We start from the raw sequence: 17227 nt of genomic DNA, 5'->3' as shown, positions 1-17227 counted from the left end.
TATAAAGTATATAACACTATTACAAAGAGGATAAACAAGTGGCAACTAAAGATTCTAAGTTTGTTAAATATTTAAACAAAAAAGTAGCAATAAAAGGTAAACCTGAAAACGGCGACAATATAGCCGTTTATGTAAGGCCTGGAGATAAAATTGATTTTGAATTATTAGGGTTTGATTTAGAGAACGCTAATTTTAAATTAGTAGGAGGAGATATTGTATTAGAAATACCAGATGCTGGTTCTTATACTTTTGTATCAATGGCTTTAATGGCCTATGGTGATACCCCTCCATCATTTTTAACAGGAGGCAAAACAATTTCTTTATCAAATATTCTATCAAATATTGATGAAGTAAATGCCCTACCTATAACTTCTGTTGCTACAAATGAATTTATTAATATCCCTGACGCCACATCAGATGAAGAAAAAAAGAATAAAACTACAGAAGAAAACGAAGATAAAGCCCCTCAAGTAATAGTTATAGAAAATGAATCAGTTGCCGAGAATGATTTTATTAGTGAAAGTATAAGTGAAAGTGAAAGTACAGGAGAGTTTGATACACCAGCTGAAAATATTGATGTTGTAGAAGTCGAATTTACTTCAAATGATTCAGATAGCTCTTCAAGTTCTAGTTCTGAAGAATCAGTTATAGAAGGTGCAACTCCCACTTTAAGTTTTGATATTGATATTCAACATATAGGAATTTCTTCTGATACTTCAGTTTCAAACGCAGGTATTAAAACTCTTACAGTTGAAGGTGGTGGAGGTAGTGGATATAGTAATATTTATCCTGAAACAAATACTACTGTAGATAGAACTGAAATTATAAAACAAACAGATTCTGAAGTTATTGATTATTCTACAGTAACAAGTATCCAAGCCTCAAGTGTTGTTATTAATGCAGATAATAGTGAATATTTTGATGAAAATACTATCGGTAGAACAATTACAATTAGCCCAGAACAGCCTGAAGGTTATGCAGTTGAATCAGTTACTTTAAGCGCTAGTGATAATATAGATGATTTTGTTGCAAATTATGGAACAGTTGAAAATAATCAATGGGTAATCCAAAAAGATGATCCTGATACAGATGAAATTGATGGGTTTACTTTTGATTCAGAAGGAAATATTCAAATTGAATTTTCTATGAACAGATCTCAAACTAATCCAAATCTTGAGATTAATATTCAAGCACAATCTGAATTTAATATTGATAATGTTTCAGAAGAAAATAAAGCAACTGTAGAAATTCCTGTTGAAACAACATTAGAATTTGAAAAAAGCTATGGAATAAATGTCAAAGAAGTTGGGAATATAAATGATCCTGATGAATATCTTTTTGAATCATTTACTAATTCAGAAGGTCAACTTGTTGAATCTGGTTTTGTAGTAACTACAAATATAAATGATAATATTATTTATGGATCAGAAACGGTTGAAAATACTATTAATGGTGGTTTTTCTAATGATACAGTTATATCAGGAATCGAAAATGACACAATTTATGGAAATTCTGGTGATGATATTATTACTTCAGGTCTTGGTGATGACACAGTTGATGGAGGAGTTGGAAATGATACTTTAGACTTTTCAACAATTGATGACCAAGATAACATAGGTATAGATGCTAATTTAATAAGTGGAACTGTAACAGGTGATGGAACAGATACTGTTTCTAATATTGAAAATATAACTGGAACACAAGATGATGATATCTTAACAGGAAACTCAGAAGTAAATATTTTAATTGGTGAATCTGGAGCTGATACTCTTTATGGTAATGAAGGTGATGATACATTAGAAGGTGGAGATTTTAATGATACATTAGAAGGTGGATTAGGAGAAGATTTACTTAAAGGTGATTCAGGAATAGATACAGTTTCTTATGAAAATGCAGTAAGTTCTGACAATAATGGTGTTGTAGTAACTTTAGAAGACGATCCTAATATTTCTGGATTAGGAAGTGCTACTGGAATTGATGGTACTGATGTTTTATGGGACTTTGAAAATGTTACAGGTTCTAACTATGATGACATTATTGAAGGTGATTCAAATGCCAATATTGTTAATGCTTTAGATGGTAATGATTTAATTATTGGGAATACTGGGAACGATACAATTGATGGAGGAGAGGGTATTGATACTGTAGATTTTTCAGATGCTTCTTCTGCAGAAGAAATTGATTTATCTATTAATCGTGCTAAAGGTGGAGATGGAATTGACAGACTTTACAATGTTGAAAATGTAATAGCTTCAAATTTTGATGATGAGATTATTGGAGACTCTAATAACAACGTTCTAGATGGTAATGAAGGAAATGACGTTATTGATGGAGCTGCAGGAGATGACACATTACTTGGTGGACTAGATGATGATACTTTAACTGGTGGATTAGGTGATGATACTATTGATGGTGGTGAAGGTGAAGATATTGCCAATTATAGTGATGCTTTAGGTGGAGTTGCTGTTTCTTTACTTGAGCAAGAGGCTCAAGACACTGTAAATGCAGGTATTGATACTATTACAGGAATTGAAAATGTTATTGGTTCTGCATTTGATGATACACTTAGTGGTGATGCTAATGACAATACCTTATTAGGTGGAAGTGGAAATGATACTCTAACATCAAATGGAAGTAGTGTTCTTGGAAGTGACTACTTAGATGGTGGTTCTGGAAGTGATGATTTATTAACTTTTAAAGATGAAACAGAAAGTATTACGGTTGATTTAGATGATGATGAAGAACAAAATACTGGATTAGGAAATATTCAAATTAAGAATATTGAAAACTTAGAAGGTGGTTTAGGAAGTGATGTATTAACAGGTTCATCTTTAAAAGATAATGAATTATATGGACTTGCAGGTGATGATATTCTTTCAGGGCGTTCTGGTAATGATTCTTTATTTGGTGGTGAAGATTCTGATACTTTAATTGGTGGAGAAGGAAACGACCTTTTAGATGGGGAAGAAGGTATTGATACAGTTGATTATAGTGATTCAGATGCAGTTAAATTAATACTTGCTGATACTGGTTTAGAAGCTATTTCAACAATTGGAATTGAAGAAGATACTGTAAAAAATATAGAAAATATTACAGGATCTGAATATTCAGATACTTTTGGTGGAAATAATGAGGATAATATTCTTGATGGAAACCTTGGAGATGATACATTATTAGCAAGTGATGGAAGTGATAGCTTAATAGGAAATACTGGAACTGATACTATTGATTATAGTTTAAGATCTAATTCTATTGATGTTACTTTAGATGAAAATAATTCATCAATATTAAAAGAATCTGGAATAGAAAAAGATACAATCTTTCAAGTTGAAAATGTAATAGGGTCGCAAGCTGATGATACAATTAGTGGAGATTCAAATAGTAATGTATTAAAAGGTCAAGAAGGTGATGATACTTTATCAGGTGGTAAAGGAAATGACTATATTGACGGTGGTGAAGGCAATGAAACAAAGGGTGATACAGTTGATTACTCTTATATAGATGAGGTATTAACAGATAGTAAGGGTGTTAATGTAGATTTATCAGCCAATAGTGGAATAGATTTAAATAATAATAACACAGATTATATTGAGAATATTGAAAATGTAATTGGTACTAAAAATGCAGATACAATCAGTGGTGATTCTCAAGATAATATTTTAGATTCTGGATTTGGGAATGATACCTTGAAAGGTGGAGCAGGTGATGATACTTTCTTAGGTGGAGATGGAACAGATTCTGTAGATTATAGTGATGTTTCAGAAGATTTATATGTTGATTTAAAATCTTTAACGCCAACAGAAGTTGCAACTGGCCAAGGAACTGATACTTTTGATTCAATCGAAGGTGTAATTGGTGGTAGTGGAGATGATACTTTAATTGGTACAACAGATGCAAATATCATCAGTGCAGAAGCAGGTGATGATACACTAATTGGCTATGGAGGAGATGATACATTAGATGGTGGAACAGGTAACGATTTAGTTAGTTTTGGATTTACTTCAAATGATATTACTCTAGATTTATCTGACTCTAATTCTCAAACTAGTGGTATTGGTGAAATTGTTGTTACAAATGTTGAAAATATTGATGGTGGATTCGGTGATGATATTTTAACTGGTGATGATAATGATAATATTTTAAAAGGTGGATTTGGTTCAGATACTCTTATTGGAAATGGAGGAAATGATACTTTAGATGGAGGAAAAGACTCTCAATCTCATAGAGTAAATATTTCTAACACAGCTAGTACTTTCACTGTTGTTGTAGGAACAATAATTTTATCAACTACAAATGCAAGTGCCAATGATGAAACTGCAATGCTTGATGAAATACTTACTCAATTTAATGAAAATAATTTAGATGGAAGTTTAGGTTCTTTAGTTGTAGATGGAAATGAATTATTAATTCAATCAGAAGAAACAATATCTATTACAAATGGTACTGATACTGTTTCTAATTTTATTGATGTTGTTGATTACTCATCTTTATCAGATGAATCAATAGATGTTGACTTAACAAAAAATGAAGAACAAGTAAATCTTGAAGATGGTTCTAAAGATACATTAAATGATATTGAAAAAATTATAGCAACAAATCAAGATGATAATATTGTTGGAGATTCTAATGATAATATTTTTGAAGGTAGAGAAGGTGATGACACTTTAATTGGTGCTGCTGGCGATGATACTATTTTTGGAGAAGCTGGAAATGACATTATCGATGGTGGAGAAGGTAGTGATATATTAGATGGTGGAACTGGAAACGACACTTTTATCTCTTCAATAAATGATGGAATTGATACTATAGATGGTGGTGCTGATAATGATACTATTGATTATAGTACAGAAAATGATTCTGTTGTAGTAACTTTAGATAGTACAGCTCAAACAAGAGTTCAAATAGATGGCACTGATAATGATTATATAGAGAATATCGAAAATATTATATCAGGTAGCGGTGATGATATTTTAACAGGTGATAATAATGACAACACATTTGTTTCAAATGATGGGGATGATACTTTATCTGGTGGTTCAGGAAATGATTACCTAGATGGTGGAGATAACACAAGTGTAGGGGATAGTGTTGATTATACTTATATAAATAATGAAGCTACATATGACAAAGGTGTTAATGTAGATTTAGAAAATGAAACTGCAAATGATATGACGGATGGAACCTTAGTTGGTCTTGATATTCTTAAAGATATAGAAAATGTTACAGGTACTAAGAATGATGATTCAATAGTAGGTAATACATCAGATAATTCTCTTCATGGTGAAGCTGGAAATGATATTTTAGAAGGTGCAGAAGGTGATGACTTATTAGATGCTGGTTTAGGAGATGATACACTAAAAGGTGGAGCTGGAGATGATATATTAGATGGTGGTGATGGAATTGATACTGCTGATTTCTCTGATGCTAATGCCTCTGTAAATATTGACCTTTCTTCTACTTCTACAACTCCTGTTTCTATAGGAGCAGGATTAGGAAATGATACTTTTATTTCAATTGAAGGTGCTATTGGTGGAAATTATAATGATAGTATTACTGGTACAGACGAAGCAAATACTTTAATAGGTAATGCCGGAGATGACACTTTAACTGGAGGGGGAACAACTACTGGTTATGATTATCTAGATGGTGGAACTGGTGAGGATTTTGTAAGTTATAAAGATGAAACTGGTGATGTAAATATTAATCTAGGACTTACTTATACTGACACTGATAATGGACATTTATATAATGATGAAGATGGTTCAGTAGATACTTATCAAGATGCTGGTGCTGCTGGAAATATCCAAATTGTAAATATTGAAAATATTGAAACAGGCGCAGGAAATGACACTTTAATAGGTAATACTTCTTCAAATACACTTTTATCAGGAAGTGGAGATGATTGGCTAATAGGAAAAGCTCAAAGTAATGTCTTAGATGGAGAAAGTGGAATTGATACTGCCGATTATTCTCATATTACAAGTGGAGTAGGTCTTGTTGCCAATATGAATGCAGGGACTGATGGAAGTGATTTACTTGGTGAAGTTACTTACGAAGCAAATTTCGTTGATGATTTAAAAAATATTGAAAATATTAGAGCTACTAAAAATGATGATGAAATAATTGGTGATACTGATGATAATGTTGATAACTTATTTGAAGGTATGGCTGGTGCTGATACTATAGATGGTGGTTCTGGGAATGATACTTTATATGGTAATAACATTACTAATAATAATTCTTCAGATGATGGTGCTGATACTTTAAGTGGTGGATTAGGTGATGATAGTCTTTATGGACAAAGTGGGAATGACACTCTTATTGGAAATGAAGGAATTGACACACTAGATGGTGGAGCAGGAAGTGATACTGCTGATTACTCATACTTAAATACTCAAGCTAATGGTGTAGCAGTTGATTTTAATTCATCAACAGCAAATGATAGTACAGATACAGATATATTAGTAAGTATAGAAAATGCAATAGGAAGTTTAAACAGCGATACTTTTATTATGAAAGAAGAAAATATTTCTAATACTGTTGATGGAAAAGCTGGAGTTGATACTGTTGATTATTCAAATTATACTGCTTCAACTGATATAACAGTTGATTTAAGTGACTCTTCTTCTCAGGAAATTACAAGTGGCGATAATGATACTCTATTAAATATTGAAAACTTAACAGCAGGGTTAGGTGATGATAAGATTACAGGTTCATCAGAAGATAATATATTAGATGGAAATGAAGGAAGTGATACTTTCTTTTCAAGTGATGGAGATGATACTATAAAAGGTGGAGTTGATGCAACTTCAAATGATATAGATTTAGTTGATTATTCAAATGAATCACAAAAAATTGTTCTTACTACAAATTCTGGAACAAATGAATATACTGTAAATAAACTTGCTTCAGGAAAAACAGATTCTTTATCAGAAATTGAAGAGGTTCAAGGTTCTGATTTTGCTGATACTATGACAGGTGATAGCCAAAAAGATGTATTTAAAGGTGGAAACTCTGATGATATATTAAGTGGTGCTGCAGGTGAAGATTCTTTATATGGTGAAGAAGGAAACGACACTTTAAGTGGTGGTTTAGGTAATGACATACTTGATGGTGGAGATAATACGGCAAGTGGAGATTATGTTGATTACTCTTCACGAACAGATGGTGTAAATATTGATCTATCTAATAGCCAAGCAATTGTTGATATAGATAATAATGATACTTTTGATGCAAATGATGAAATAGATAGTATTTTAAATATTGAAAATGCTAAAGGGTCTGAAGATAATGATGATATTAAAGGTTCTAGCTTAGTAAATACATTATATGGAAATACAGGAGATGATACACTTGATGGTGGAGCAGAAGATGATTATCTTCGAGGTGAAGATGGTGATGATACTTTAATAGGTGGAACTGGCTCGGATAACTTATATGGAGATGCAGGAGATGATACTTTTAAGTTTGGAAGTGTTGCTAATGAATCAAAAGATGATTTTATTGATGGTGGAGAAAGTAGTGAAATAAATGGTGATACTGTAGATTATAGTTCATTAACTTCTGCTATAAATGTAGATCTTGATGATACAGATTCTGTTTATGTTGAAGTTGGTTCTAGTAATGAAAACCATCAGATTAAAGATATTGAAAATATAATTGGTACTGATTTAGTTGATAGTATAACAGGAAATAGTGATAAAAATACTCTTGAAGGTAGAGATGGAAATGACATTTTATCTGGAGAGTCTGGAAATGATGAACTTATTGGTGGAAGTGGAAATGATACACTAAAAGGTGGAAGTGGAGATGATGTACTAAAAGGTGGAAGTGGAACTGATACTGTTGATTATAGCGAGGCTAGTGAAGATTTAACTGTAGATATTTCTGATGGAATTAAGACTATTAGTGCTTCACAAGGTACAGATACTTTTGAATCAATTGAAGGAGTTATTGGTGGAAGTGGAGATGATGAACTAACTGGAAATAGTAGCGAAAATACACTAATTGGTAATGCAGGTGATGATACTTTAGATTCAGGTGGAACAACTAACTCTGGTGAAATTGATTATCTTGATGGTGGAGAGGGTAGTGATTTTATTAGTTTTAAAAATAACACAAATGATATTACTATTGATTTATCAAATCTAAATGAACAAAATACTGATAATGCTAATGGTAATGATTTAATAATCAAAGATATTGAGAATGCTGAAGGTGGAACAGGTGATGATAAGATTACAGGTAATAGCTCAGATAATATACTAAAAGGTGGAGAAGGTAACGATATCTTTGTAGGATCATTAGGGGATGATACCATAGATGGAGAAGGTCATAGCACAGGAGATAGTGTAGATTATTCAAAACTAACAGCAGGTGTAACAATAACAGCAACAGGAGCTAGTGCATATACTGTAGAAAAAGAAGATGGTACAGATACTTTAACAAATATAGAAAATATAAACGCAACAGACTTTGATGATATATTATATGGTGATGCCTCAAGTAATACATTATATGGTGGAAATGGTGATGATTATATCGATGGAAAAGCAGGAGATGATTTTCTATATGGTGAAGCAGATGATGATATATTAATAGGTGGAGCAGGAAATGACCTGCTTGATGGTGGAACAGGGAATGATACAGCTGATTATAGTGATGCCTTAAGTGAAGGTGTAACAGTTGACTTAAATACAGCAGGCTATAATGATGGAAGTACAGGACAAATAGTAAGTACAGAGTTAGGAACAGATACATTAAACTCTATTGAAAATATAAAAGGTAGTGACTTTGCTGATGTGTTAACAGGTGACTCAAATGCAAATATTATTAATGCAGGATCAGGTGATGATGAAATCACAGGAAATGGTGGAGCAGATACTTTAAGTGGTGAAGATGGAGATGATACATTTAAAGGTGATGAATTCACAGATTCAAAAATAGATGGTGGCTCAAATACAAGTGTTGGAGATACAGTTGATTATTCAACATTAGGAGCAACAGAAAATATTAAAGTTACTCTAAATGATATAGGCTTTGCAGATGTTGAGATTAATGATACACAAGATCATGAAATTGCAAATATTGAAAATATTATAGCAGGATCAGGAGCTGATATTATTCAAGGGAATTCTTCTGATAATACACTTGATGGTAATGGTGGAGAAGATACTATTTCATTTGAAGACTCTACAAATAGTGTATATGTAAACCTAGGTAATACAATATCTAATATAGATATAGATGGTGATAATGATGCAGATATAAGTGAAGATGATATAGATGCACAAACAGCAAGAGGATCTGATATTGGTACAGATACTTTATACGGCTTTGAAAATATATTAGGTGGAAATGCAGCAGATACACTAGTTGGAAATGAACAAGATAATATTATTGATGGTTCTTCTGGAGATGATATCCTCGTAGGTGGAGATGGATCAGATGCAATAATTGGTGGAAGTGGAAATAATACAGTTTCATATGCTACAGATAGTTCAGGGATAAATGTAAGTTTAGATCAAGGTAATGGAATAGATGGATATGGGAAAACAGATACATATACTGATATAGATAATGTATTAGGAAGCTCAGAAAATGATATTATAGAAGGTGATAGTAATGATAATATTCTAGATGGATCAGCTGGAATAGATACTTTAACTTATGAAAATTCAAATGCAGGTGTAACAGTAGATTTATCAATAACAACACAACAGAATACTGTAAATGAAGGCCTAGATACTATTAGTAATTTTGAGAACTTAACAGGTTCGGGTGGAAATGATTCATTAACAGGTGATGATAATGTAAATGTTATAACAGGAAATGTAGGTAACGATTATATAGAAGGAAAAGCTGGAGCAGATTTATTATATGGTGGAGTAGGTAATGATACTTTTATAATAAATGAAGGTGATGGAAATGATACTATTGATGGATATATTGATGGCCAAGATGATGGGAATACAGACGGAAGTTTAAATAGTGATACAGTAGATTTTTCTTCATTAAACTCAACAGTAACAGTAGATTTAGAAACAAATAATAATGCAGTAATTTCAGATGGAACAACAGTATCAATAGCAAATATAGAGAATATAATAGGTACAGATGGGAATGATGTATTAATAGGGAATGATGAGATAAATACCTTAACAGGTGGAACAGGTGATGATGAGATCACAGGTAATAGTGGAGCAGACAAACTTGAGGGTGATGAAGGAGATGACACTTTTAAAGGTAATGACTTTACAGGAGATGACATTGATGGTGGTACTGGAGAAGAATCTCTTGGGGATACTGTAAATTATCAAGACATTACATCTTCAGTAATTGTTGACTTAGAAGATAATGGTGAAACTACAACTGTTCAAATTGGAAGTAATTCTACAGATCATACAATAACAAATATAGAAAATATTACTGGTGGAACAGGTGATGATAAGATTACAGGTAATAGCTCAGATAATATACTAAAAGGTGGAGAAGGTAACGATATCTTTGTAGGATCATTAGGGGATGATACCATAGATGGAGAAGGTCATAGCACAGGAGATAGTGTAGATTATTCAAAACTAACAGCAGGTGTAACAATAACAGCAACAGGAGCTAGTGCATATACTGTAGAAAAAGAAGATGGTACAGATACTTTAACAAATATAGAAAATATAAACGCAACAGACTTTGATGATATATTATATGGTGATGCCTCAAGTAATACATTATATGGTGGAAATGGTGATGATTATATCGATGGAAAAGCAGGAGATGATTTTCTATATGGTGAAGCAGATGATGATATATTAATAGGTGGAGCAGGAAATGACCTGCTTGATGGTGGAACAGGGAATGATACAGCTGATTATAGTGATGCCTTAAGTGAAGGTGTAACAGTTGACTTAAATACAGCAGGCTATAATGATGGAAGTACAGGACAAATAGTAAGTACAGAGTTAGGAACAGATACATTAAACTCTATTGAAAATATAAAAGGTAGTGACTTTGCTGATGTGTTAACAGGTGACTCAAATGCAAATATTATTAATGCAGGATCAGGTGATGATGAAATCACAGGAAATGGTGGAGCAGATACTTTAAGTGGTGAAGATGGAGATGATACATTTAAAGGTGATGAATTCACAGATTCAAAAATAGATGGTGGCTCAAATACAAGTGTTGGAGATACAGTTGATTATTCAACATTAGGAGCAACAGAAAATATTAAAGTTACTCTAAATGATATAGGCTTTGCAGATGTTGAGATTAATGATACACAAGATCATGAAATTGCAAATATTGAAAATATTATAGCAGGATCAGGAGCTGATATTATTCAAGGGAATTCTTCTGATAATACACTTGATGGTAATGGTGGAGAAGATACTATTTCATTTGAAGACTCTACAAATAGTGTATATGTAAACCTAGGTAATACAATATCTAATATAGATATAGATGGTGATAATGATGCAGATATAAGTGAAGATGATATAGATGCACAAACAGCAAGAGGATCTGATATTGGTACAGATACTTTATACGGCTTTGAAAATATATTAGGTGGAAATGCAGCAGATACACTAGTTGGAAATGAACAAGATAATATTATTGATGGTTCTTCTGGAGATGATATCCTCGTAGGTGGAGATGGATCAGATGCAATAATTGGTGGAAGTGGAAATAATACAGTTTCATATGCTACAGATAGTTCTGGGATAAATGTAAGTTTAGATCAAGGTAATGGAATAGATGGATATGGGAAAACAGATACATATACTGATATAGATAATGTATTAGGAAGTTCAGAAAATGATATTATAGAAGGTGATAGTAATGATAATATTCTAGATGGATCAGCTGGAATAGATACTTTAACTTATGAAAATTCAAATGCAGGTGTAACAGTAGATTTATCAATAACAACACAACAGAATACTGTAAATGAAGGCCTAGATACTATTAGTAATTTTGAGAACTTAACAGGTTCGGGTGGAAATGATTCATTAACAGGTGATGATAATGTAAATGTTATAACAGGAAATGTAGGTAACGATTATATAGAAGGAAAAGCTGGAGCAGATTTATTATATGGTGGAGTAGGTAATGATACTTTTATAATAAATGAAGGTGATGGAAATGATACTATTGATGGATATATTGATGGCCAAGATGATGGGAATACAGACGGAAGTTTAAATAGTGATACAGTAGATTTTTCTTCATTAAACTCAACAGTAACAGTAGATTTAGAAACAAATAATAATGCAGTAATTTCAGATGGAACAACAGTATCAATAGCAAATATAGAGAATATAATAGGTACAGATGGGAATGATGTATTAATAGGGAATGATGAGATAAATACCTTAACAGGTGGAACAGGTGATGATGAGATCACAGGTAATAGTGGAGCAGACAAACTTGAGGGTGATGAAGGAGATGACACTTTTAAAGGTAATGACTTTACAGGAGATGACATTGATGGTGGTACTGGAGAAGAATCTCTTGGGGATACAATAGATTATACAAATTTAGTAACTACAAATATAAATGTAATTTTAGGTGAAAATGGTGCAAGAACTGATGTTACAGTTGGAAATCAAATTGCTGACCATTCAATAGCTAATATAGAAAATATTACTAGTAGTGATGTAGGAAATGACTCTATTATAGGAAACAGTTCTATTAATACTATAAAAGGTATGGGTGGAGATGACATTATTGATGGTGGAGATGGTGATGATAATTTAGATGGAGGAACTGGAAATAATACTTTAGAATTTAATGAAGTAAGTTCTGGTGTAAATGTAAATTTATCTGGGAATGATTACACATATAACACAACAACAATAGCATCAAATAGTGCTATATCTGTTTCAACAGATACTGATTTAGATGGTACAAATGATACAGATACTATTACAAACTTTAGTAACATTTCTGGTTCATTATATAAAGATATACTAATTGGTGATCTTAATTCTAATACTATAAATGGTGGCGATGATAGTGATACTATTGATGGACTAGATGGAAATGATAATCTTCAAGGTGGAGCAGGGAATGACTTATTTATTATGGGTGCTTCTGATGGCGATGATACTGTTGATGGTGGAAGTGGAAGTGGAGATACTATCTCTTACGAAAATAATGCATCAAATCAGGCTATTAACGTAACTTTAAATGCAGATACAAATGCCCAAGTAACAATTGCAAATGGGACTAATGATTCAAATATTAAAAATGTTGAAAATGTAATTGGTGGTGCTGGTAATGATATTGTTGATGGAGATATTTATAAAAATATTTTAACTGGAAATGATGGTGATGATCAGTTCTCTGGTAATGTAGGAAATGATACACTTTATGGAAATTCAGGAGAAGATACATTAAAAGGTGATTCAGGTGATGATGAATTATTTGGAGGAGCTGATGATGATTTACTACGAGGTGGAGATGATAATGATATCCTTTATGGTGGTGATTTAAGTAATATCGAAGCAGATGCGGATACAGGCGAAACTGGAACTGGAAATGATGAATTAAAAGGTGAATCAGGAGAAGATACTTTATACGGAAGAGATGGCGATGACATCTTAGAAGGTGGAGATGATAATGATGAACTTTATGGTGGAACTGGAGATGATGAGTTAAGTGGTGGAGATGGTGATGATATTATTGATGGTGGAGAAGGATCTGAAGTAGTTGGAGATACAGTAGATTATTCTTCAAAAACAGGGTCTATTTACTTAGATGTAAATCTTATGAATCAAGATAGCTCAGGTTATGCAAGTGCTACTATTGGATCAGAAGAAGATAGTTTAAAAAATATAGAAAATATTACAGGAACAACAGGTGCTGATTATATTGGTGGAGATAATGACAACAATTTAATTGATGGTTTCCAAGGTGATGATACAATTGTTGGAGCAGGTGGAAGTGATACTTTAAAAGGTGGAGATGGAGATGATACTTTTAAAGCAGGACTTGATGATGATACAAGCACATTACAAGATAAAATACTTGAAGATGGAGATGATGGTGTTGATTATATTGTTGGTGGTGAAGGTCAAGAAGATGGCATTGGAGATACTGTTGATTACTCTGCTTTTGGAACAAGTCATAATATAAGTATTGATTTAAATGAAACACCTGATACAAATGGCTATGTTACTGTTAATGTTGCTAATACAAGTTCAAATGATTTATTAAAAGAAATAGAAAATATTACAGGTTCAAAAGGTGATGATATTATCAAAGGTGATGATGATAATAATATACTTGATGGAGATGAAGGTGATGATACTTTAAGTGGTGCCGATGGAATTGATACTATTAAAGGTGGTTTAGGACAAGATACAATTACTTTCATTGATTCTACTAATGCAGTAACTGTAGACTTAAGTGATACTGATGGAGATGGTTACGAAGTTTCAAATGATGGATTTGGAAATAAAGATGATTTATCAAGTATAGAAATTGTAATTGGTTCTACACATGATGATAGTTTAACTGGTTCAAGTAATACTGATACTTTAATTGGTGACCTTGGTGATGACAAATTTTATGCAACTGCAGGAAGTGATGATATTTATGCAGGAAGTATTGATAGTAATGGAATTCATTCAGTAGAAAATGGTGAATATAATAAAGTATATTATGATAATGCTGCAAAAGTATATGTAGATTTAAGCACTACTCTTACAGATGCACAGGGAAATGTATATTCAGAAGCATTAAAATCAAATACAATTTTAGATGATGGTTTTACAAATCTTGAATCAACAGATCATTTATATGGAATGATAAATGTTGCAGGTTCTAGTAGTTTTGATACATTAATTGGTGATTCACAAGGAAATAAACTTGAAGGAAAAGCAGGAAATGATTTAATTCAAGGAAATGACGGTATAGATATTCTAGAAGGTGGTTCTGGAAATGATACTTTTATTGCAACGAGTGCAAGTGATGGGGCTGATACAATTTATGGAGCTTATGAAGAAAGTACTTCTTCAGATGGTAGTGATACAGTAGATTATAGCGCTTTATCTTCATCAAATCAAATTACTGCATCTCTTGAAGATGGGATTACTTCATCTAATATATTAGTTAACGATGGAGATACAGATTGGGTTACAAATATAGAAAATATAATTGCAACGCAAGGTGATGATAATGTTACTGGTAATAGCAGTTCAAATATATTAAGTGGACAAGCAGGAAATGATATATTAAGTGGACAAGCAGGAGATGACATTCTTTATGGTGAAATAGGTGATGATATTTTATCTGGAGGATTAGGTAATGATTCTCTTTATGGTGGAGATGAAGATGGGAATGATACTTCAACTTCTGATACTGTTACTTATGAAGATTCAGCAACAGCTGTAATTGTTAACTTAGAAGATGGTACAGCAACGGGTGAAGGTAGTGATACTTTAATTGGAATTGAAAATGCTATTGGTTCTGATCTTGATGATACTTTCAAATCAAAATTTGATACAGATAACTCTTTTGATGGTGGAGCACATAATTTAGGAGATACAGTTGATTATAGTGATTTAACTGTAAATGTCATAACAGAAGATAAAATCGTTTCAGATGGTTCAAGTGTTCAAGTATATCAAGGTGGAAATGTAACTGCAACTGATACTTTAATAGATATTGAGAATATTATAGCAACAGATGGAAATGATACATTAACTGGGGATAATAGTGACAATACTCTAAAGGGTTTAGATGGAGATGACTTATTAGAAGGTAAATCAGGAAATGACCATCTTGATGGTGGAACTGATGGTGAAACTAATGGTGATACTGCAAATTATTCATATTCTAATAGCTCAGTTACAGTTGATTTAGAAGCTGGAACTGGAATAGTAGATGCAAATGATAGTGATACTTTAGTAAATATAGAAAATGTAATTGGTTCAACACAAGCAGATAGTTTTAAAGGTGATAATGCAGTTTCAAATATTTTTAATGGGGGAACTACTAGTTTAGATGATGCTTTAAATTCAACAATTGGTGAGCATGCTAATGATGAAGATGATACAGTAAGTTATGAAGATTCTTCAAATGCAATAGTTGCGAATTTAGATACAAATCAAGTAGTAATAAATGGTTTAGTTACAGATTATTTATATAATATTGAACATGTAACTGGTAGTGATGAAGATGATGAGTTTACTGGAAATAGTGATGATAATTCACTTGTAGGTGGTTCAGGTAATGATACTTTCTATATCATCGATGTAGATAATGGAAATGATGTTATAGAAGGTGATACAAGTGCTGGTAATGATGGTTTAAGAGATACTATTGATTATAGTGCAATTTCTAATTCATATAATCTAAATGCAAATTTAATAGATAATACATTAGATATTAGAAATGCTAGTGATAATTCTCTTGCTGATAGTGATACTGTTAGAAATATAGAAGATATTACTGGAACAGCAGGTGAGGACACAATTAGAGGTAATTCTGATAAGAATATTCTAAGTGGTGCAGATGATACTGATACAATATATGGTGAAGCTGGTAATGATGAAATATATGGTGGTTCAAACACTGTTACAGACACTACAGAATATGAATTATTAGATGGTGGTTCAGGTAATGACACTATTTATGGTGGTTCTGGGAATGATTCTATTCTTGGTGCTGGAGACCTTGATACCTTATATGGTGAAGAAGGTAATGACCGTATAGAAGGTGGTTCAGGAGCTGACTCTATTTATGGTGGAGAAGGTGATGATTCAATTACTGGTGATGCTGGAGAAGACTTAATTTATGGTGGGATAGGAGTTGATACTATAAAAGGTGGAAGTGAAGCTGATATTATTCATGGAGATGATGAAGCACATTCTACAAGTGATGGTAATGATTACTTAGAAGGTAATGATGGTACTGATACTTTATATGGTGGAGCAGGTGATGATACTATAAGTGGTGGAGCTAATGATGATAAAATCTATGGTGGAGATCAAGCTGGAACAGATTCATCAAATAATGACACAGTAACTTATGAAGGTGCAATAAATGGAGTTACTGTAGATTTTGTTAATGATGAAGCAACAGGTGAAGGTACTGATGAATTAGATGGTATTGAAAATGCTATAGGTTCAACTTATGATGATACTTTTATCTCAAAACTAACTGTTTCAAATAAATTTGATGGAAATGAAGGCAATGAGACAAATGGAGATAGTATCTCTTA

General features: G+C 32.4%; 1 protein-coding gene (only partly in view). It reads left to right on the top strand.

The window, feature by feature from the left end; all coding sequences use genetic code 11:
- Positions 1–38 precede the first annotated feature (38 nt).
- Positions 39–17227 carry the 5' portion of a hypothetical protein gene (locus LPB137_RS14635; protein WP_076087685.1) on the top strand. 16471 nt of this gene lie beyond the right edge of the window, so only the first 17189 of its 33660 coding nucleotides appear in the window; it begins with the start codon at positions 39–41; the stop codon falls past the right edge of the window.

Source organism: Poseidonibacter parvus (genome assembly GCF_001956695.1).
GTDB lineage: Bacteria > Campylobacterota > Campylobacteria > Campylobacterales > Arcobacteraceae > Poseidonibacter > Poseidonibacter parvus.
The sequence above is the reverse complement of the archived record's forward strand: the minus strand, read 5'-3'. Positions and strand labels throughout refer to the sequence as shown.